Consider the following 22,388-nt stretch of genomic DNA (forward strand, 5'->3'; position numbering starts at 1 on the left):
AATGCTAAATGTATTAAAATGATTACTTGCAAACTGTTTTGGCCAATTCTGTAGCATCCAGGTCGCCTAATTCACCGGCTATGTTTAAGTCTACACAGGCCCCTTCTTTTTCCCCCATTGCGCTCTTCAATGCTCCACGTCGGTAATAGGCATTAGCATATTGGGCATTCAATTCAATTGCTTTTGTGTAATCTTTTAAAGCTGCCTTATTTTTTTTCTGTTCTTCTTTAATTGTACCACGATTAAAATATGGTGTAGCATCCTCAGGGTCTAGCTTGATAGCCATTTTATAATCTTTTAAGGCTGCCTTTTCATCGCCTAAGTTCATTTTTGCCACACCACGATCATTATAGGCAACAGAAGACTTAGGATTTAACGCTAATGCTTTATTATAATCTTCGATTGCACCCTTAAAGTCTTCGATGTAGTGCTTAGAATTACCGCGCAGGATATATACATCTATATCATCAGGATTCAGCTTTAGGAAGTTACTGAAATCTACTATAGCTCCTTTATAGTCTTCTAAATCATTCTTCACTGTCCCTCTACAGTAATATGCAAAAGCATTAACATCATTAAGCTCAATAGCCTTATCGTAGTCGAGAAGTGCCTTTTGATAATCATTCATAAAGTCATATGCTAACCCTCGGGATACATAGTTGTAACTATTATTAGGTGCCAACTTAATGGCCTCATCAAAATCTAAAATAGCTTCAACATAGTTTCCCATGCCTCTATTTATCGTTCCACGCTCAATAAATGCACCTACAAACTCAGAGTTTAGATTTATGGCAGCTGAAAAATCTGAAATTGCTCCTATACTATCTCCCATTTCGGCTCGTAATATGCCGCGGTTAAAAAGTGCATCCAAATTCGAGGAGTCTGCCTCAATCGATTTACCATAGTTGTCCAGCGCATTTTCTTTATTATTGAGCAACCCCCAAATAACTGCACGATTATAATATGAATAGGAGTGGTTCGGGTTTATCACAAGTACTTGATCATAATCTGCAAGGGCTCCCTGATAGTCTTTGGCTTGAAGCCTGACATAACCTCTTTTATAAAATGCATCAGCATATTCAGGGGCTAATTCAATGACTTTAGTAAGATCGTGTATCGAAGTTGAGTCATTTATAGCTTCTTTTGCTAGTGCTCTGTTATAGTAAGCACTTGCATATTTATTGTCTATCTCAATAGCTTTACTATAGTCTTTTATTGCACTTTGATATTCTTCTAGTATCGCTCTGACATATCCCCTACTGTTATAAGTTTCCGCATTACTTGAGTCGAGAGCAAGAGCAGCCGAAAAGTCCTCAATTGCACCTAAATTATTTTCAAGATAACCTTTAGCTTCCCCTCGTCTATAATATGCGTTAGCATCTTTGGGATCTAACAAGATAGCCTCATCATAGTCATTTATTGCTTCACTATAGTTTTCTAAGGCAGCCTTGGCAATACCACGACTATAATAAAAAAAGTTGTCGGTTGGACTTATTTCAATCGCACGATCATAATCATTTAAGGCTCCTTCTATATCACCAAGCTCTAACTTTGTTATAGCCCTATTTAAGTACATCTTAGGGTAACTATCGTTATTTAGTCCGATAGCTCTATTATAATCAATTAGGGCGCTTTCGTGCTCCTCAAGGTACGCTTTTACAAACGCACGACTGTAATAGGCCATACCTGTGCCAGGGGTTAAGCTGATAGAGCGATCAAAGTCTTCTATTGCCTCAGCATTATTACCTATATAAAATTTTGCCATTCCTCTTTTGAGAAATGCTTCTTCATCTCTTGGATTTAGCTCAATGGCTTTGTTAAGATCCTCAATAGCTCCTGTGTAATTTTCAGCTTCTAACTTAGCCATTCCACTTGCCTTCAAGGCATCAAGGGACTGTGCAGAAGAGTTTAACACACTAAAAGAGAAAGCTAAAAACAGTAAAAGTTTTTTCATGGATTGTTAAGTATTGTTTTCTAAAATTTTGAAGTTAAGCTATTGGTTCTCACAGTCACTCGCGTAGGACTCGACATCCTCGCCGGCATCCATCGCTCTCTTAGCATAAGACTCGCCGTCTTCTACTGTGTCAGCATTATATGCCTTCCTGGCATATTCATAAGCTTCATCTGCAGCATAGTTTGCTTCATCGCAGCCACAGTCTGAGGCGTAGCTCATTGCGCTTTCAAACTCGTCCATTGCTTTTCTAGCGTAGTACTGTATATCCTCCATCGCTTCTGAGTGATATGCCTGTCTGGCATAGTCGTACCCATTGCTCGCAGCAGACTTTGCATCGGAGCAGTCTATGCTTTCTTCGTTTTCATACTCAGACTCAGTTGTTTCAGAGTAAGCTGGGCTCTCATCAGATGTGCCGGTATAAGAAGTGTCATTGGTCTCACAACTGAAGAGCAGGAAACTGATCAGGAGCAGGTAAAGGTGTTTCATGTTGCGTTAATAAGGAAAGTAGAAATTATTGATATAAAGCAGTATGCAATCAGGCACATCTTTTTTTCCTAGTTACAATCTATTCCAAAGGAAGAGCTCAAGGGAGTACAGGTGATGGCCATGGTGGAGAATTTACCTTGTGCCTCGCCTTGATTAAACCCTTCCACAGAATTACACATGATTCCGAAGGAGTTGGTTGAGGTAGACGAGTTATACTTATCGCCCTTCTTGATCGTGATTTTTACAGTCTTAGCATCACCAGGATTGACCGCATAGAAAGAGTAGAACCCATTTATATTCACCCTATAGATGGAAACACAGTCATTTTGCTTAATGAAGACGGGGGAAAGACCAGTTTCTCTTATAAATGTGTTAAAGTTTGAAATATCTACTTCATTTGAAGTACTATGGCAGCGGGTAAGTGTCGCAGCAAAATCATAGAAAGCCGCAGTCTTTTTAAGAACCCTTTTAAGAGCTATAAGATCTCCTTCATTGTCATCTATAGCTTCTTCAATGTCATCTTCCAGAGCGTTTATTTTCCTGAAGAAGTATTCGCAGTCTTCTTCGTTAGCATTTGCAGCAAAGGACCTTGTAAGGCTCCGGAGTTCATACTCCAGATCATCGATTTTATCAGCCTTAGGTGAAAAGCTTAGCAGCAGCATAGCCGCAAGGATGAGTAGTAAATTTGTTTTCATTTAGTAGTTATTTGTTGCCTTATTTATCTCATTTTCATGCCGCCGCCATATTTATGCAGCAGGTAAAGCGTTCTAAACACATCAAACCTCACATCATCTTCAAGATTACTTCTTTTTTGTCAGCGTCACTCAGATCATCTATTCTTGTGTTGAGATAGAAGTAATAGTGGTTTAACATATGATGGAAGGTGCCACCTACGCTGCCCCTCAAATGTTCTACTTGTTACTGGTCATAGCGCCTTTTGTCTATTATTTAATCAACAATGTAAAGTACATCTCACATCATTTCAGGTGTGCCATCAGGTTCTAAAATAATGCTAGGATATACATATAAGAAATAAAGCAGAACTGCCACACCTATATTACAATTAATGCTTTTTGGTTTTACAAACACTTAAGGCACAAAAGACGTAAAGCTATTTGTTAGTGTAGATCTTTTAATTTTTTATTTCTTCCCACTTCTTTTAGACATCTTAGGAACGCCACTACCTGGACTAATTATTTTAGTAAACTTTGCATCTGTTAAAAGTCTCTGCAAAATATTGCTAATGGGTTCTTTTGTTCTTTTACTTTCCTCCATTGCCTCCGCAATTATTTTACCTGATATTGTTTGACCTTGAGGTGGCTGAATAAAGGTTTGAGTACGAAAAGTTGCATTTGTTTCATCTTCTGAAACTTTCATAGCTTTGTCAATAATTTCCAAGCTTTCACTATCTTCCAGTAATCCAATTCCATGGCCGTAAATATGTTCTAACTTAACTTTATCACCTGCCTGCCTAAGAAGTTCTATTTGAAATAAGTCTTCATCAGAAAAAGGTATATGGAAATCATTAAACTTTAAAAAAATTCTACCATCAACCATCATTTGGATATGGTAATGTGGCAATGAGCCAACTTTACCAGCTTTGTGACCTTCCATATCTGTATGACCTATTGAAAAAGCCCATTCTATGTTTTTATATCTGATGGTAGTTTCAAGATAAGACGTTGATGATACATCTGCTTTTAAGTCATTAATATTACCAATAGGTTTTTCAATATTTGCCAACCATCTGAAGTAAGATTCGAGTCGAAAGAAGCCTACTGGTTGTTTAAGATAGCTTTCAAAATTCTTCTTCCTTATTCCGGAAGGATAGGTAAACCAATGAAAACATGGTTTTTGTTCTTCAAAAGAAGATAATTTACCATTACATAGATAGCACTTATCATTTCCCAAATCTTGAACAAAAGCTTGGTACTCACGTTTATTTCCTTCTAATTGAAGACGTGTTTCCCTTTCTATTACATCCTGAGGAATCTTTTCTAAAAACTTTTGTAAATCCGTATCTTTATATGGGTTCATGGTAAAGGTTTAACAACTTATCATATATCGCTTTTAATTAGCTTAACTATTAGCAGCTTATTATCATATTGTAGATGCCAGTTCATTATACCAATGATTTTAGCTGTGTTGCTATATCCTAAGTAGTAATACTATCTACCTAATTTATGTGCTGACTTAGCTAACAATTGTGTAATAATTGATGGTGGCTTGATGTTGCACTCCTCGAAAGTCACAATCTCAGGCATTCTTATTTGCTCGTCTAATACTTCCCTAATCAATTTGATGTCTTTCTTTATTAACTTATCAAGCTGCAAATCTTTTTTAAATGATTTGTAAAATTCTATAAATAGAATCGCAGCATAATAAGAACAGAAATCAGCATGATACCTATTGAAGTTTTTAGTAGAAAATATAAAGTTATCTGATTGCTTGTTTTCAGTCCACCCCAATCGCAGCAATAAACCAGGCTCAAAATGCACTGTTTTAGAAGTTGCATAATAGAGATAATCATAAAGTTTAATCAATTTGGCATCAGTAGCCATTTGTGCTACACTTGGAAATTCCTTATCACCTTTTAACCCATTCTTCACTAATATAGCCTTTATTTCATCTGTTAACTCCCCAACTTGTTTTTCTGCATCTTTAAATTCTAAAAATATCTGATGTGGTTTCTGTTCAAGTAAAAATGACTTTTGAACGATAGTACCCTCTAAAGTTCTTTTTCGAGTCATTAACCTAATTAGCTTATCTCTATCAATCTTGATGTGTTCATTAATATATTTTATAGCTATTAAATCCTCACAAATACCTCTTAATGAAGACATGAGAAAAAATGAATCTTGTATGTTCTCTAAAGAATTACATAGGCAGTTGAATTCATAATTTTTAGCAAACGCTGCTTTAGTTACACATAAGAAAGCACTGTCTTCTCCCAGGCGCTCAACTATTATAGTCTGGTAATGCGGATGTATATCTCTAAAAATTTTATCAAGTTGTTCTTTCAAAATGTACTTACTTTTCCAGGTTGAATTTTCAATCTATTTTAACTTTATTAAATTGTACACCTTAACCAGTAAAATATACTTCTATATATTAAGCTTTGAGAATTGTGCTAATGCAAGGCCTGGTATCCTTAAGAGTAGATGATCTCATCTAACAGTATAACTAAAAGTTCACATCTGAAGGGTTACAATTAACGAGCAAATTTCATTGATCAAACTGCAAAAGTATTATACGTTTAGCTTGTTAACTTATACCTCACTTAGAGCCCTTTGCTTCTTTGTTTTGTTGTCCCACTCCATATTGGAGTAGTCACATCCGTAGAGAAAATTCGTGCAGCCCCAGAATGTGTACAGATTTCCGTTCTTGGCAACACCTTTCTTCCTTACAACCAAGTCGGCGATTTTACAATCCGGACATTTCTTTACCTTCTTATCTTTTTTGCCTACTTCCAGTTCGGTAATAAACTTGGACTTGTAGGTCTCGTCTGCCACAAAGTAAACCTGCTCCTTGGCCCTGGTCATGGCCACGTAAAACAGGCGTCTCTCCTCGCCGTTCTCATATTGGTCAGCATCGCTCAGCAATAGGTTAAGCACTTGGTCATCCGACATCTCGGAAGGAAAACCATGCCTGCCCGAGTTGCAGTTAATGACGATCACAATATCCGCCTCAAGGCCCTTTGACTTGTGCACCGTCAGGAACTCTGCTTTGACCTTCGGCCTGCCGATGGGGCTGTACTCTACGACGTCAGCCTCGCGTGTAAACTCGTGGCCTGCCTCTACCTCGGTGACTGATATGCAGCGCTTGATGCTAAAGGCGCTGTTCTTGTCCTCCAGCCTCCTTAGATCAAAGCTGTAGCGACCGAGTATGAAGATAGACTTCTTGTCTAAATCAACATGCCTGGACAGCAGCTCATCTAAGATGTTCTTTACCGCTATCGTATCGCCTTGGTCGCCAGAAGGTGCGTAGACAAGGTCGTACTTGGTCTTCTTGTCAGGAAACGCGGGTTTGAGTGACTTGGCGGTTTGGCTGTCGTTTTTGAGTATGAAATCACTCGACAGGTTAATTAGCGGATTACAGAAGCGGTACGTGGTCTCTATTTTTGACTTGATGCAATACCCGAAGTAGCGCTCAAAGTCCTTGAACAGGGTAATGTCGCTGCCCGTGAAGCGGTAAATCGACTGCCAGTCATCGCCCACGCAGAACAGCCTGCATCCGGGGTTATTGTCCCGTAGTGCCTTTATTAGTTTATAGCGGCCAATGGAGATGTCCTGGAACTCATCAATGATGATGTAGTCAAACTTCTTTTGGTAAGCGCCGGCAACAACATAGGCTGTGGCTTTGTTGATCATGTCGCTGAAGTCTATCTCCTGCCTTTCAGTCAGGTGTGCCTCATACCTTTCATAGATGGGCTTTATGATCTGAATAAAGCGATTGTTTCGCTCTCTCATCATCTCATCCTTTACCAATCCGTTGTGTTCAGCCAGGTCGCTTACTGTGTAGTTGTTTGACTTCATCAGGGTAATGAATGTCTGGAACAGCGTCACAAAGCCATCCACCTCCTCGCCGGCAGTATGGTTGATAATTGCCCAGATCTCTTTAGGGGACTTCGGAGACAGCTTTATGCCGGCGTTCTGCAGCTTCTCTGTGAGACTGGCAGTCCAGGTGCCGTCAAGCATCTCATAGCTGTAGGTCTCTATCAGCCGGGTTCTGTTCTGCTTGTGCACATCCCGTTGCCAGTTGATTTTGCTCCAGTATTTCTGGTTCGCCTGCTCCTGCGTTTCGCCTCTTTTCGCGAAGAAAGGGGGCACGCTGTTATCCTTTGAAATTGCCTGGTGCTCCAGGTAAACCCGCTTGCCGTCCTGAAGAATGGTGAAGTCCGGCTTGTACTGCCGTTTGTCTGTTGTGGCCGTCTCGAACTCGTAAGGGTACTCGTACTCGTAGTTGATGCCGTTGAAGAGCAGGAAGTTGGCGATCCGGCACTCCTCAATGCTTTTGACAATCTCCATTCGGTGGGTGGTCCTGCCGTTACTGGAGGTAGTGTATGCTTTGTAGGTCCGGAAGTTCTGGTCCTTGATGTACTGGATGTACTCGCCCTGATTCTTGAAATCAAACTGGTTTTTGACAGGCTTTAGGAAGTTGGCAAAGTAGTCCGTAACTGCCGCTAAGTACTCTTCATGTTTTATTAACTCATTGAAGGTTTTCTTGATAAACGGCTTAAACTGCTGCTCTTCGAAAATTGATGGGCGCTTTTCCTCTACCTGCTTGATCACGTCTATGCCAAAGCTGTGGAAGGTTTTTGCAACTACCCCTTCCACATTTACGCGGGAAGCAAGCGTAACTGCTGACTTTCTTGTAAAGGAAATCAGCAGGATGTTCTCCGGGTCCGTCTTGTAGCGCTCCACCAAGTACTTTACCTTGCCCACGATGGTCGTGGTTTTACCGGAGCCTGCTCCGGCAATCACCAGGTTGGCATCCTCGTCCTCCACGATGGCTGTTCTTTGCTGCAGGTCCAGCGGCTTGCCTGCGGCTGTGTCGAAGAAGTCTTTGTAGGCATTAAGTTCTTGCTTTACAAAGGCTGCGTTATGCTTGCTTCTGCCGCTTTGTGCGCTCTTGTAGTAGTACAGAAACTTCTTCACCATTACTGTGCTCTTCTGCTCTAACTTGGCCTTTTCAACTGGCTTCCCCTTTAAGGAAGCATATAACTCCTGATAGTTGGCTAACCATATTTCCAATTTGGAGTTAGTAAAATAGCCCAGTTTATAATCAAGATTTACCTCATAAGCCGCTACTGCCGCCTTTATATACTGTAGCTTGCTAGACAACAGCTGTTGAAGTTCCGCCTTCGTTTTTTGATTACTGTTCCACTTGAATATGAAGTAGCCAGCAACGGCTATAAATAAAAGTATTAACGGCATTTTAATTTGGTAATGCTTATGAGAGCCTTAAAACTCTAAGTTTTTGTCAACTTCGAGCCAAGCCCCTATACTAGATTTAGTGTTTACTATTATGGAGTAACTTCTTGTTAAAATCTAATAAATACCCTGAAGTGTTGAATCAGAATTTTAATGCACCCCTCTAATCCATTCTATTATATAAATATATTAATATGTAACAATATACTCTTTACAGTATCTGCTTTTTTAGTTAAAATTAAAGCAGAGCTTTGCACTAGAACCCTTTTCTAAACTTTCTTTTATGACGTTCAACTTCTACATTGGTGGATATGGCCGAGACAGTCATCGCTTCACTCTTGACAACTCTAGGTTACGCTGCTCTGAGTACTATGGAATACCGTCCGATCATGACAAGATCATTTCTGTTGCAGAAAATGAAGATTGGGGGAAACTGTTAAATTTCCTTAAAGGCTGTGACTGGAAGAGAAGGTACGATAGTGATATTCTGGATGGAACGCAGTGGGAGTTGAAAGTGAAGGCACCACGCATTCATATTAACTCTTATGGTTCTAATGCTTATCCCGAAAACTTTGGGGAGTTCCTGGTTTTGCTAAACAGAGTGTTAGGCGAAACTGGTCTACAGGTAAAATAGCAGATAGTTAGTTAATCCCAGCATCCCATAGACTCAAACCGTAGATTTTCCCTTTTACACCTTGGGCAATGCCATGTCTCTTTTGCCCATAGATACTCGTCAGAAGCAAAACTATATCCTAAAGCATCATCTTCTCTTTCTTCGGTTTCTGGCTTGTAAAAGCTAACTTTCTTCCGACACTTTGGGCACTTGCAGTATAGCCTATTAATATCCCTACCCACAACTATTCCACAAGCATCGCAGTACGCAGGCTCAATTTGAGTTCTAGTGTCTGGATAGCTGAACCCTATACCCTGCATGATTGCTTCTGACTCTAGCCCGCATGTACAAACGGCTTTGATGATGCTTCCCATATATTTTCCACAATACAGATCAACTTGCTAATGGAGTCAAACCCGTTACAGATTCAATAATTCTTTTACCGACTCCCTGCATCAAACTTCCATCTGGCTCAACTAAGTCTATGAATTCTAAGCTACATGAATGATTGTCTGCGTAAAAATCAGAAGGATGATACGCTTCATGTAGCTTCTGTATTCCATGCACCTGAGGGTATAGGAGTGTGCTATGATTTGCTCCAAAGTGTATGTTGTAAGCATACATCTGCTTTAAATCATTATCAGAGGGAGTATGATCTGAAAGTACTTTCCACTTTGTATCAACAATAACTTTCTGCTTCACCTTTACACCGCCTTTATCTTCTTCATATTGAATTACAATATCCGGACGGATAGTCTTGGAGCTCCAGAACTTCCTGCTTGACTGTCCAGATACAAAAAGCCTGTTCGCTTGAAATAGCTGCTCATCCTTCTTGATTTGCCTATACACATACTTTTCAAACAGCTGGTTCATGTCAAACAGAATAGAAAGTATGTCTTCGCCACCTGAGGATAAGTCCGGACTATAGTTAAGAATGATTAGTTTAGAAAGTTGGATTACCTGCTCGTAAGGCTGCGTTTTGCGATTAAATATGATTTTACTAAATGTAGCATTTGTAACTACTATATCATCAAAATCACCAAAGGTATAGAGTAACTTAAACGCATTACTTCTTATATGTGCAGAACTAACACCTGTTAAAATAGTCAGCGCCTTTTTTATTATCTGATGTAAAAGGTGGTTTTGATCATATACCTGATGATCAGTAAAGAATCGCTCTTTATGTACAAGATTCCTTTTTATCTGCTCTTGAAAAAGCAATCTACCCTTTAAGGCATTCTGATTGTTTTGCTCTTGCCGATAGCGCTTTACCAATCCCTGGTGCTCTAGTTGATCCACTCCTTCCAGGAACTGCCAGAGAAACAACTCCAGCAACGAAGATGAGCGCAACCGAAGCATTGCACTTGATAAGGAAGAAACTGATAGATACCCAGTTTCTCTAAGAAGCAGGAATAAGGCCTTTTGCCACTTTACAGTATCATCTCCTACATCAGCTTTAGGTAATACTTCAATCGTAAGGCCATCAATTTGTATAACTCCTACATAGCTTTTAAAATGGAGACGCTTATGGCCAACATTAAAATAGATATTACCATGCTTTTCATTGTGTTGTACAAGCCTATTAAAATGCTTTGTAGTGAATTTAACTTCATCCACCTCAAGGCATGAATGTTCAAAGACTTGTACAACATCAACCGGCATAAACTTGCTTAAATGTGTCTACTGACCAGGATGCAGAGTCTGTAAACTCAAATACATCCTTTTCACTTAACTCATAATCATTACCCCAATTACCTTTTGCAAACTTTCTTCTGCCTGTGGCCCCATTGGTTTTCTTTTTTACAAATCCCTCGCCCAGAACCATACCTATGCGCCCATAGTCGCCATAGAAATATTCTTGTAGCAAGGGAATGATGTTGTCTTTAAAGATTTTCTTAAGTTCTGTTATTACATCATCTGTACGCGCTAAGGAGATAAAATACGAATGGCCGATACAATGATCTCTGTTCAGGAGCACTTCAATTCTATCATTGATGGCTCTGAACAGTTCCTGAGGATTTACCCCTGGAAACTCCATTCCTACGAAATGCTTATTTGGATCAAACCCGATCTCTCCCTCTCCCTTCATACCATTCCAAATAGTATACTTTTCAGCATGCAGATCTTCTGGTGTTCCGATAACTTCCAGTACCATGGCTTCGGCAGCCTTATAACGATTGCTTTGCCAATTGTTATCCTTGTGACGCCATAACAGGTTGTAAAAAAGGTGAGCTGCACTTGGCACTAGCGCAGCATCCGGAGCCAGTTCTTTGAATGAAAAACGACGTCTAAGAGCAGTATCGAGAGCCTCTACACTTCGGTCTGCAGTATTCATTGTTCCCAGCAGATAAAGGTTAGCAGGAACAGAGAAATCTTCTTTAGAATAAGGCAGTATAACTTTTAACTGTTCTATATTGCCAGCTCTCTTATCAGGCTCTATAAGTGTTATCAGCTCTCCGAATATTTGAGAGACATTACCCCGGTTTATCTCATCTATGATGAGAACATGATTCTTCCGGAACTCTTCTGTTATTGAAACCGATTCAAAATAATTTTGCTTTATCAGTCCTTTGTTAAGGCTGTAGATAGTCTGTTGTGAAAAGGCTTTTTTGTAAATCTCCGTAACCGGTAAGTTAACTTCTTTTACCAGCCACTTTACCTTGCGGAAGTGCCGATAAGAAACCGGAGAATCCTGCTCAAAGTAGTAGCCACCGCTTACTTGACCGATTGCACGTATTTTATAGTTACCATTAGAGACAAACACAAAATCGCCGTGCTTCATATCCACTACAAACATTTTTACAGCAGTCGTCTCATACTTACTCCTCTCTAGGCCATCTTTATCCAGAAGATCCTTAATTTCCTTACGGTTCTTTACCCCCTCAAAATTTATTCCGCCGCCCCACCCTAAGGCTATACAGTCGTTCTTTAAGCAGTATTGATAGATTTCATCATCGTCTGAAGAAGCTGTATTACCAACAGACATCTTATAGAAACGTGCATTTTTGAAGCTTTCCTTTATAACAATTTTAAACTGATCAGATTGACTTTTAGGCTCATAGTTTACATAGCTTTCTGCTCTTTCACATATATTCTTAAATATCCCTGGTAGAAGCTCATAAGCAATGTCGCCTGATTGCGTTAATGCGGTTTCTTCCTCTTCTTCTTTAGTTTCTTCAGAAGGCAGCACCGGCTTGATGCCCTCTACAAAGTCTTCATAAGAAAAAGACTGATGGAATGTAACAAACTCAACCTGCTTACGCTCCTGATAAACCTGAAATTGCTTGTTTATAGCTTCTCTTGTCGTATACTTTTTCTTCAGTTCATCTTCCGTTAATTCTTCTATTATCTGGAGTGCATACTGCTTTGTGTAGTATGTTTTGCCTGTACCAGGAGGTCCATATAATATCTGATTTAATGGCATAGTATGTTTAGCAGTACCTTTATCATTTTGATTCTGTTCTTCGGTTTTAGTTGCTTTAGCCTGGCTTGACTGGAAGTTGAAAAGTATAGCTCTGTAAGCCTTATCAAAAGCAGCTTTTCTAAAGGCAGCATTATCATATTCTTTACGCTCAGTGCTGTTATCCCTTTCTATCTCAAATTGGACAGCCTCAACAATGGCGTTTATATGTTGTTGAACAACCTGCGCAGATGTATTCTTATAGTATGCTGCATTGTCACCGCCAGTAAAGCCTCCCTTTTCAACTCCAGGAATTATATAATCTTCTGGTGCAATGAAATAAAATGAGTTGCTCTTTAAATTTAAGCAGTATCGCTTACCAACATGGAAACCTAGCTGTCTCGATCCTGTGCTAAATACTAAGTTATCTTCGTCTGCTAAGGAAAGCTCATCTATGATGAAGTCTAACACCTGAAAGAAGACGTTTAGATCATCAATTGAGCACTTGCTAATTCTATCTTTAAATTCCTTTTCGTCTTTCTGGAAGGGATAATCAATGGCGCTGTTCAGCTCTCTCCATTTAGGGAGCTCTTCTGCTATACTTTTTGTAAGTTCTTCCCAACTAGCATATGGCTTATCTACAGAGTTAAAACCATTGCTATTTACTCTATGACCTTTGTATAAGCCACCACTAATTCCCGCTTTATCAATTCGAAAAAATAGTTGATATGCATCCTGCGGACTTGTTGCCTTATCCGGAATTATAGCTCCCCAAACATGATCGGTACCATAGTTATTAGGTCCATCAAAATCATTCCAATGCGCTTTAGCATTGGGAATGTCATTTTCTGCGATAATGTCGTTTGTTAGGTGTTGTAGTAGTTGCTTTACTTCCTGCTTCTCTGCTTGATTATAGAAAAAGGGAAAAAGTATAATGTATGGGTCTTTCCACTGATGGAACATCCCTAATTTACTCGTTTTATAGCCTCTTATACTTCGGAGATATTCATGTGAAGGAGAATAATAAGCAGCAATATCCCTGCTTTCAATTGCTGCCTTAAATTCATCAATCGTTTGTTGGCTAACCTTCTCTACGTTAAGTAACTTCTGAGCGATCAGGAAACGAAGGAGAACAACTGGCTTGAAAGTTTTATCAGGTTGCCAGTCATTAACCAACTCTGTAAGAATATCAGGCTTAATCTTATTGAGCTCATTAAATATGACTTTAGGATCACGTAGGTTGTGTAGTTCTTTACTTTTTTCAACAAGATTTTCTATAGTCATGCTGGTCTGGCTTCTGGTTCTAAGAATTCGATACTAAATCAGGATTGTAAACTTCTGAGGATTGATGATCACATTCGTTCTTCCCAAATGTAACACCGGTTTAGATGTACCGCTTTTAAGTTAGTCTCTCATCTAAAATGTACTCTGCTTCGTTCTTCAATCTTTGAATCAAGATTTTGGCAAAAATTTCAAAATTTTCTACATGACAGTCTTCAAGATGGCTAGAGTAGAAATTATTGAAAACTACTGCATCACCATTATAATAGAACCAGTAATTCGTGATTGTGCCACAATTGTGGAAGTTATGACCAGCACCATAATTAAAAAAACATAAATACTCTTTTGCCTTATTTTTCAGGTAATGTTCTGTAAAATGTCCGAGAGCTACACATTTACCACCATGTAAGAAGGCTACGTCTGCTTTCTCTCCATTTCCTAATTCAAAATCATAAATAACTTCTATCTCTGAATTAGTAAATTCTGTTAAAGTCTTTAGTTCTTCTTCTAATGACCATTTGATAGTAGATTTAGAGATAACATTACCATCTAGGGTGTACTTCGTTTCATCTCCACTTTTGCGCGCATAGAATAGGCAATCTTCCTCTTCAAAATAGATTTTGCTATAATCAGGGCTCACAATATATTCACCCCACTTATTCATTACACCCATTCTATACTCATCAGGATCTATTCCATAGTACTCTGCCGAATCATAAGCTAATAGTTGTCTCCCTGTCACCTGAACTATAAAGCAGTCATGAGGCTCGAGTAAATCTTCTTCAACAGAGTATATATCCCTCAATACTATATGGCCTGAGCTTGATATTAAAGCCATATTATAATTTTCATCCCAGTCACTGTAGCTAACGCTTATTAACTTTTTGTCTTTTCCCCACCAGTCACACTCAAAAATATCTACATCAAGCAGTCTGTTGAGGTTGATTTCAGTTGCATCTCTATTATTGATTAATCGCCAGACAGTTAGGGCTTCCTGATCATCTTCATTTATTACCTCTTGGCAAGATTTTATTTCTAATTCCATCATATCATCCAAATTTTATAAGTTAAGCAGTAGTAGTCGCTACGGCACTAAATGAATACATTAAAAACATTTATTTTCTGATATATTTAGATTGGCTAATCTAAGCGAATTGAATTAAAATAATCGTAATGACTATCCTTCTGGTGGCTTTTAAGGTTGATGAACTCTTCGGTTATCATAAATGGTCAGCTTTTATAGATCAATATAAAAGTAGCCATTTCTTCTAGAAAGTTTTATTCAGTATTGGGCTATCAGCTGGGCAGTCATGATCAGATGCCGCTGCCTACACGATATAACCAGACTTATTGTCCTTACAATAAGCGCTCGTAGCAGCACTAAAACCACGTGTAACCCAACAAGTGACGAAGAACAAGAATGATGAGTACGTTTATTCACGAAAGAGATATTTATAACCAGTCAAGTGTCTTAAATGCTCCTCTTGAAAAATCGTGTAAAACGCAAAATGCCCGTTTGTCTGAGTCCCAAAAAAGATAATGGAGCTAAACACTTACACAATTTTTAAAGCTAAGGAGCGGGCAAGAACAATGCATATTTATTCTTCCCCGCTCCTAAAACATATCACTTATAAAACAGGTTAATTTAACCAAGTCAAGTCCCTAGTTAACACGATTTTAGCAAACTTATACCAGAGAAATCTAGCATGGCTATTTACTCCTGAAAAAGCTTTCAATTCGCTTCTCTGTGTTTGATGGTAAATCAGTGTTATATAACACTTTATTTCCTACCTTCATTTCATCAAACCACTTTCCTAAATAAGCGCGGATGATGTCCTCATCGTTCCTATGCGCAGGGGACGGGTTAATTTCTAAAACCAACACATCTAGGTTTTCATAGCTCTGCTCCGAAGCAATTAAGCCATAGTTTTCTTTTTCAAACTTTTCCTTCCAGTTTGAATTGTCTCTAAATCCTTCTTTTTGAAAAAAGTTAGCTGTTATAAACGCGGTCTTGTTTTCCTGTCTGTCTTTGGACTGCGAGTGGTATAAGTAGCCGTCTGTTACAATAACCAAAACATTTCTGTATTGTGGATTTGGGTCTACGCATAGCTCCTTTGCATCATACTTGAAAAAGCGCCAAATATCAGATCCAGACCAATTCTTGGTTCTTATAGCTTGTGCATAAATTTCTTCCAGACCTTGTGTGAAAGTAGTGGTGATATTGTCGTAAACATCTTTTTTTCCTTTGTTGTCCAGCTTCGTCAAATCAACTGACAAACTGCTGGCAATGCTGTTTATGTTAGGATCTTTTGGGGCAGGAGTGAACAGGACTCTTATTTTATCCTTGGCTTGAAAGGCTCCCTTAGCCTTCATATTGTTTTTGAAGATCTCTGTTATTTTGTTTACAACCTGAATATCTCTTTCACTCTGTGATGGTTGCATTGGTTGTACTACTCTGTCAGAAAGATCTAAAATAATACTGATGTTGAGTAAGTCTGGCTGCACAGCACTTGTTGGTTTACTGGCAGAAGCTTCTTTTTGCTCTGTCTCTTCTTGGCATCCAAAAAGAAGCAAAGCTATAAGAAGAATAGTTAGTCTATTTTTCATTCTCTTGTGTTAAGGCTTCTAAAGGTTTTACATTTAGATTGATAAAATCACAAACAATATTGTGCGCATTCTGTCGGAGCATCTCATTGCTACTGTTGAAGTTCAGGAACTCAAGCCAGCCATCTAAAAACCGCATAAGAGAATGCTCTAATTCTTTAGGTTTGATAACATCGGAGTGCTCCAGTATCGTATTAAGCTTTTCTATTTCCGTGTTGTTTGTACCTATAGTATAAGTAAGCTTGTTTATTTCTTCATCTAACTTCTGTACCTGTTCCTCCTTCTTCTGTATTTCCTCTTTCTTAGCATTAATCAATACACTTAGCTGGTCCAGCTTGCCATATGCTTCCATCACGAAGTCAAAAACGAAACCCCAGATCAAGTACACGATAAATCCTGCAAAGATGATGAGCCAGAAGTTCACAGCCTGAAATGCCATTGCTACTGTATAAGGGGGTAAACTTTCGAAACTATTCTCAGCTTTTATCGTGTAAATCTTTTCTGTAATCTCATAGGCTAGTATACAGTCAAATATGAAGGTCACTAAAATAAGCATAGCTATTTTAGGGTATTTCCCCCACCCTTTTACCTCCTGAAACTTGTGAATCAGATAGCCTAACCCTAAGAATACAAAAGGGATTGTGAGGATTAGTATCAGTTCAGTAAAGCCATCATGGAAAGCTATCGTAAGAGCCTTGGGATCAAATATGGAGCTAGCGACTCCGATTTCATTCAATGTGAATTCTTTGAAGAAGGCAGAGAATGAAGCAGAGCTGTAAAAGATAAATAGATAAACAGTCAAAAATGCTAGGATAATACAACCCACCATGAAGCCGGCTTTTCCAACCTTATCGCCTATAAACTGATCGGGGTTCTTTTTTATTTCTCTGATTTCCTCCTGCAGGTATTCAATTTTGCTTTCCAGTTTTGGAAGCTCTTCCATTTTGATCTTTTCTATCCGCTCCTGGAGAAACTCATTCTTTTTGATATACTCCTTAAGCTTTACCCTATAAGGTTGCTTAGCTTTTTCTTGCTCTATCTCATCCTTTCGTAAGATTTCCTTATGATTGTGGTAAATTTTGCCGATACATGTTTTTAGGCCTGTTTCTGAAGCTCCATGATTTAGAGCCTTTGCCTTTCCTTCGTCGTACCAATCAACTAAAACAAACTCCTCAAATGAAGGTGTGCGCTCCATAGTATCAGTTTGGCTGGTATTATCGAAGATTCCTTTGAATAGCTTAACCATAATTAAAGAGCCTGTTTTACTTGTTCAATAATCACTTTCTTATCAGTGCCTTTAGTTGCTTCCTCTATCAGATATTGCATGATGACTGGGATGTTTTGCTCCTCAAAGCCGAACTTTTTACAGAATTTCCTAAGAGTCAGCTCTTCGTGTTCATCCACTCTTCCATCTGCCAGGATCATGGTAACATAATCATACAAGTACTCTATTTTGGTTAGGGTGTCCTGTGGAATAGTGAATTTGATGCTGTCTGGGCGGAGGATAATTTTCTCGATTTCCTCTCTTGCTATACCTTTATTTTGTCCCAGCTGAAAAAGCATTTCAAGTTCTTCAGAATCTATTTGAGTGTCAGAAAGAGCTAGAAAGTACAGGTTAAGGAAGTGACTCTTTAGTTCCTGGTCAAGTATTGTTGTTTGCATAACTTTAATAAATAGTATTTAGGAATATATTAGAAGGCAAAATTGTGTGTGGCTTTACCAGTCACAGCTAATAGAGAAATATAAAATCTCTTTTAAAAGAGAACCCACTCTTTCTATACTTATACAAGAGATGCCTATAAGATTATTTTATCTCTTTTGATACAAAAGGACAAAGCTGGCCTGAGGGTGTTTTCCCTTTAAATGAAAAGTATTCAGTAGTAAAGTTCTAATATAGTTAAAATATACTAATATTCTAATGTTATGCTGATTTTTATTGACAAGATTATAAGCAATAATCAACGTTATTTTTGTTGCTGTTAAGAAGCATCAAACATTAAAGCTACTTGTTAAGTAGTGTTATGCCTTTTCTTCTCTTAAGATGCGATGTTGAGCAGACTGTGAAACAGGGGATAGCATCAAATTGATAGGTTTCTGGACCCGTAATGGATATGGTCAACAGAGGATGTAATAAGCATTAGGAGCTATTGCTACTTAGTTTCTACAAATCCATCCCAGCTCCGTTCACCCGTAACCAGTTCTTTCTTTCCCGGTAATCCGGCAGCACTTTGTCTACTTCATTCCAAAATGCTTCGGAGTGGTTGGCGTGGATCAGGTGGGCCAGTTCGTGCACAATGATGTAATCCAGCACCTTGAGCGGGGCCATCATGCACTTCCAGTGGAAGTTGAGGTCGCCTTTGGTGTTGCAGCTGGCCCAGCGGTTTTGCAGGTCCATAATACGGATCTCGCTGGTGGTAAGGCCCATCAGCTTTTCGTAGTAACGCACGCGCTCTGGTATGCGCTTGGCACCTTTCTCTTTGTAGTACTGCTTGAAAATCTGCTCAGCTTTAGGAGCATGCTTTTTCTGGAGCAGGAAATACCCATCCTTTAGCTTGAGCGGTGCTTCCTGCTGTTCTACTAGTTCCAATCTGTAGTTGCGGCCCAGGTACAGGTAGCTTTCGCCATTCACGGCTTCGCGTGTTTTCTTTACCTGGTTCAGCTCTTCCAGCTCTGCCTGGTGCTTGAAAATAGAGGCAGCTTTGCTGTCTACCAGCTCGTCAATGGCGGCATCGGAGAGCTCTTTGGGAGCCATCACCATAACCTCGCCGTCACGCTCTACATAGATACTAACTGTTTTGCGCTGGCTTCGCTTAAGATTGTACTGGATCAGGTGCTTGCTGCTCTTCATGGATCAACTCGTTGTGTCTGCGCCTTGCCAGGTCCAGCAGGTCATTTATAATCTTGTTCTCGTGGTCAATCAACCCCTTTACATCAGATGAAATAAGGATGTCTGACAGGTCGCCTTTAAGCAGGTCTATCTCGCTGCCTTTTTCCCAGAAGCTGGTAAACTTAATGGTGGCCCTCATCAGCTTTACCGCCAGCTTTAAAGTAGCTTTCGCTTTTTCTTCCTCTTCTGCTGATGGTGCTTTGCCTTTGAATGCGGTCTGCATCATTAGGTCGTAGAAGGGGGCTTCGGTGGCAGAGAGTCCAGCTATACCTTCCTGACGGCCAGCAGCAGTCTCATTTCGGAGGTTTTCCAGTGCTTTTACCATAGCTTCCCAGTCGTCGTGGTGCTGCTGCAGGAGTTTCTCCAGGCGTTCGCTCAGCTTGGTGTAAAAGGCCGGGTCATCATCCACGTTTACCTTGATGTGCTTACGGATGGCGTGCTCCATTTCAGAGGCTACGGCTTTCGGGTTGCTGTTCTTCCTGGCTTCTTTGATGAAGTCTTTGGAGAGCAGCTCTACCGGCGGAATCTTCGGGTTAATGCCCAGGCTGACCAGGTGCTCGTTGATGAGCTGGCGGATCTTCTCGCCGGCACCTTCTATGTTGATTGTGTCGTCTTTGTAGCGGTTGCGGATAAGGATCTGCAGGTGGCCCAGTTGCTTGGCCGGGATACGGTATGGCGAAGCGGCAGGACGCGGAAGTACAATATCCATACTTTCCATGAACTGCTTTAGGTATACGTCGAAGCTGGAGCGGAACTTGATGTCTGCGGCCAGTTCTATGCATTGCTCCTGTAGCTTGAGTAGGGTAGGGATGTCCTTGATCTGTTGGGTCAGGTACTTCTCAAAGTTGACTACGCCTTTACTCTCGAAGAGCTGCACCAGCCTGCGGTAACGCGACTCCAGTATCGGTATCTCTGTCTCCACCCCCTTAAGGTTCTCCATGATCTCCTGCACTTCGTCGGAGCCGTAAATGCTGAGGGCAGTCTGCAGGTTTTGGGTGTTGGTAGCGTAGTCAATTACATAGCCACGGGTTTTGCCTTTGTAGGTTCGGTTTACGCGGGCAATGGCCTGCAGCAGGTTGTGCTCCTTCAGCTTTTTATCCAAGTACATTACCTGTTCGATAGGGGCATCAAAGCCCGTTAGCAGCATATCGCACACTACCAGGAAGGCGATACCTGTTTCCGTAACATCGTAGTTGAAGGCTTTCTTGAAGTTCTCTACGGCATTATTGGCAGAAGCTTCTTTACGGGCCTGCGTGATGATCGCTTCTTCGTTTGTGCCCTGCCCGGAAACTACGGCGTATACCTGCAGGAACTCCAGCTTTTTGATCAGCTCTTCATCCTGCTTGGCTTCTGCTTTTAGCGAGGCTATTTTCTCCTGCAACGCTTTTAGCAGGGCATCTTTGTAGCGCACGGCTGCCAGCACCGAGCTGGTTACCACCTGTGCCTTAAAGCCGTTGGGCAGGATGTTTTCAGTGTAGTGGTTTACAATATCCCGGGCTACGGCATTAACGTGTTCCTCTGCTTCTTTCAGATCACTACCGATGGCGTATTTGCGCTTGATCAGCTCTTTCTCTTTCTGCTCTTTGCTGCCGAAAGCTTCTTCGAACTTCTGGTCCAGTCCGCTTTTGTCGTTGATGGCGTTGTCGGGTTCGCGGCCCTCGTAAAGGATAGGGATAGTGGCTCCGTCGTTTACGGCATCGCGCAGGCGGTACTGGTCTATATAGCCGCCGAAGCGGTCGTGTGTCTTTTTCTTGTGGCGCTCCGTGATGAGCGGCGTACCGGTAAAGGCGATCTTGGTAGCGTTTGGGAAAGCCTCGAACAGGTTGTTTCCTAAGTCGCTGCTTTGCGTGCGGTGCGCCTCGTCTATCAGGATCAGGATCTTCTCGGATGGGTTTACCTCGCCGAACGCGTTGAACTGCTTTAGGGGCTCAGCTGCCTGGCTCAGTATCTCGCCGGCTATACCTGTCAGCTTGTACTCCTTTGCCTGGAACTTGTGCATCATCACCATCACGGCGTTGCTGGTAGGGGTGGAGAGCTTCGGCTTGACGTCTTTTATGCTTTCAATAAAGTCTATCTTCTCGCCGGTGAGCGTCGCGGTGTCGCTGAGCTGGTCTTCCAGGTCGGTTCGGTCGTTTACGAGCAGTACTTTGTAGTCTTTTAGCTTCTCTACTGTGCGCAGCTTTTTGATGAGCATCACCATGGTTAAGCTCTTGCCGGAGCCTTGCGTGTGCCATACTACACCGGATCGCTCCAAGGGTGTCTGGCCTGTTTTCAGGCGCTCTACTATCTTGCCCACGGCGCGGTACTGCTGATAGCGGCACACAATCTTGGCTTCTTTGCCTCCGCCTACTGGCATAAACAGCGTAAAGCTGCGGACAATATCCAGCAGGGTACGCGGAGGGAGAATACCCTGCACCAACCGCTCCTGGCTGCGCTCTACATCCAGCGGCTTGATGTAGTTCTGGAAAGCTTCAGGGTAGATGTACTTCCACTCGGCGAAGAACTGTTCATCGAGACTGGTGATGGTGCCGTAGCAGGCTTTGTCGCCGTAGGTGGCTACGCAGATCTGGTTATACCAGAACAGGCTTTCTTCGCCTTCCTTCAGGCCGGCTGCGTGAGTGGAAGGGCGCTGGTTGCTGTAGCGCTGCAGTTGCTTCAGGGCCTCGTGCAGCGGGTTGGTGGTATAGGCGTTGGTGTTCTTGCACTCCACTACTACTAGCGGCAGACCATTCACGAACAGCACCACATCGGGTATGATACAGGCTTTTGCCAGCCCCAGCGTATCTACCTTAAACTGGTTGATGGCAATGAAGCTGTTCCGCTCGGGGTGGTCGAAATCTATTAGCTTGATAGGACGCGGATCGGCGGGGTCATCGTGGTAATCGGCGCGAAGGCTGTTGTTGAGCAGCGTGTGCGTGAAGCTTTTGTTAGCCTCCAGCAGGTGCTTGCGCCCGAAGTCGCTGATCTCGTTGTATAGCTCATCTACCTGCTTCTCGCTTAGCCAGGGCTGCCCGTTCTCGTCCAGGTTTATACTTTGTAGGGCTTTCTTCAGCACGCCGGGCAGCAGCACTTCTTTAAAGTTGGTGCGCAGCGAAAGCGTAGCGTCTGAAGGTATACCAGCAGACTGCTTATATACTTGCCAGCCAAGGCTCTCCAGCTGCTTCAGGAAGGGTTGCTCTACTAAAGTATGTTCTGTCATAGCTAACTAAAAGTCTTAATTGTTCCTAGAG

The 22,388-nt window shown here is 41.1% G+C and carries 15 protein-coding genes; 1 reads left to right on the forward strand and 14 read right to left on the reverse strand.

Annotated elements, in window-relative coordinates; translation table 11 throughout:
- Nucleotides 1-22 precede the first annotated feature (22 nt).
- From Q1A23_RS00740 to Q1A23_RS00765, 6 genes are all read right to left on the reverse strand, one after another.
- Nucleotides 23-1,954: a tetratricopeptide repeat protein gene (locus Q1A23_RS00740; protein WP_299818055.1), complete on the reverse strand. Its 1,932-nt coding sequence runs from the start codon at nucleotides 1,952-1,954 to the stop codon at nucleotides 23-25.
- Between the two features lie 39 nt (nucleotides 1,955-1,993).
- On the reverse strand, nucleotides 1,994-2,440 hold the full coding sequence (locus Q1A23_RS00745) for a hypothetical protein (RefSeq protein WP_299818057.1): 447 nt from the start codon (nucleotides 2,438-2,440) through the stop codon (nucleotides 1,994-1,996).
- Nucleotides 2,441-2,508: 68 nt separating this feature from the next.
- A complete protein-coding gene (locus Q1A23_RS00750; protein ID WP_299818059.1) occupies nucleotides 2,509-3,135 on the reverse strand; it encodes a hypothetical protein in 627 nt (208 codons plus the stop codon).
- Between the two features lie 445 nt (nucleotides 3,136-3,580).
- Nucleotides 3,581-4,477, reverse strand: coding sequence for a hypothetical protein (locus tag Q1A23_RS00755; protein WP_299818061.1), 897 nt, complete (start codon nucleotides 4,475-4,477; stop codon nucleotides 3,581-3,583).
- Between the two features lie 131 nt (nucleotides 4,478-4,608).
- Complete coding sequence (locus Q1A23_RS00760) at nucleotides 4,609-5,463, reverse strand: DUF5677 domain-containing protein (protein WP_299818063.1); 855 nt, start codon at nucleotides 5,461-5,463, stop codon at nucleotides 4,609-4,611.
- A gap of 246 nt (nucleotides 5,464-5,709) precedes the next feature.
- The gene (locus tag Q1A23_RS00765) at nucleotides 5,710-8,376 is read right to left on the reverse strand and encodes a UvrD-helicase domain-containing protein (RefSeq protein ID WP_299818065.1); all 2,667 of its coding nucleotides are present in this window, start codon (nucleotides 8,374-8,376) and stop codon (nucleotides 5,710-5,712) included.
- 280 nt (nucleotides 8,377-8,656) lie between these two features.
- Here Q1A23_RS00765 and Q1A23_RS00770 point away from each other — a divergent pair, with 280 nt between their 5' ends.
- Nucleotides 8,657-9,007: a hypothetical protein gene (locus Q1A23_RS00770; protein ID WP_299818067.1), complete on the forward strand. Its 351-nt coding sequence runs from the start codon at nucleotides 8,657-8,659 to the stop codon at nucleotides 9,005-9,007.
- A gap of 372 nt (nucleotides 9,008-9,379) precedes the next feature.
- On the opposite strand, the gene Q1A23_RS00775 is transcribed toward Q1A23_RS00770, so the two are convergent.
- From Q1A23_RS00775 to Q1A23_RS00810, 8 genes are all read right to left on the reverse strand, one after another.
- A complete protein-coding gene (locus tag Q1A23_RS00775) occupies nucleotides 9,380-10,648 on the reverse strand; it encodes a hypothetical protein (protein ID WP_299818069.1) in 1,269 nt (422 codons plus the stop codon).
- On the reverse strand, nucleotides 10,638-13,670 hold the full coding sequence (locus Q1A23_RS00780; protein ID WP_299818071.1) for an AAA family ATPase: 3,033 nt from the start codon (nucleotides 13,668-13,670) through the stop codon (nucleotides 10,638-10,640). The genes Q1A23_RS00775 and Q1A23_RS00780 overlap by 11 nt, the downstream gene beginning before the upstream one ends.
- A gap of 115 nt (nucleotides 13,671-13,785) precedes the next feature.
- Nucleotides 13,786-14,715, reverse strand: a complete 930-nt coding sequence (locus Q1A23_RS00785; RefSeq protein ID WP_299818073.1) for a hypothetical protein — start codon at nucleotides 14,713-14,715, stop codon at nucleotides 13,786-13,788.
- Between the two features lie 662 nt (nucleotides 14,716-15,377).
- Nucleotides 15,378-16,274 carry a hypothetical protein gene (locus Q1A23_RS00790; RefSeq protein ID WP_299818075.1) on the reverse strand — a complete coding sequence of 299 codons (897 nt, stop codon included), beginning with the start codon at nucleotides 16,272-16,274 and terminating at the stop codon, nucleotides 15,378-15,380.
- Nucleotides 16,264-17,466: a hypothetical protein gene (locus tag Q1A23_RS00795; protein WP_299818077.1), complete on the reverse strand. Its 1,203-nt coding sequence runs from the start codon at nucleotides 17,464-17,466 to the stop codon at nucleotides 16,264-16,266. Before Q1A23_RS00795 ends, Q1A23_RS00790 begins: the two co-directional genes overlap by 11 nt.
- Nucleotides 17,467-17,519: 53 nt before the next feature.
- On the reverse strand, nucleotides 17,520-17,933 hold the full coding sequence (locus Q1A23_RS00800) for a hypothetical protein (protein WP_299818080.1): 414 nt from the start codon (nucleotides 17,931-17,933) through the stop codon (nucleotides 17,520-17,522).
- A gap of 499 nt (nucleotides 17,934-18,432) precedes the next feature.
- On the reverse strand, nucleotides 18,433-19,119 hold the full coding sequence (locus Q1A23_RS00805) for a SprT family zinc-dependent metalloprotease (RefSeq protein ID WP_299818082.1): 687 nt from the start codon (nucleotides 19,117-19,119) through the stop codon (nucleotides 18,433-18,435).
- Nucleotides 19,082-22,357, reverse strand: a complete 3,276-nt coding sequence (locus Q1A23_RS00810) for an HsdR family type I site-specific deoxyribonuclease (RefSeq protein ID WP_299818084.1) — start codon at nucleotides 22,355-22,357, stop codon at nucleotides 19,082-19,084. Before Q1A23_RS00810 ends, Q1A23_RS00805 begins: the two co-directional genes overlap by 38 nt.
- Between the last annotated feature and the right edge of the window lie 31 nt (nucleotides 22,358-22,388).

The sequence above is a fragment of the uncultured Pontibacter sp. genome, assembly GCF_947492645.1.
Lineage (GTDB): Bacteria > Bacteroidota > Bacteroidia > Cytophagales > Hymenobacteraceae > Pontibacter.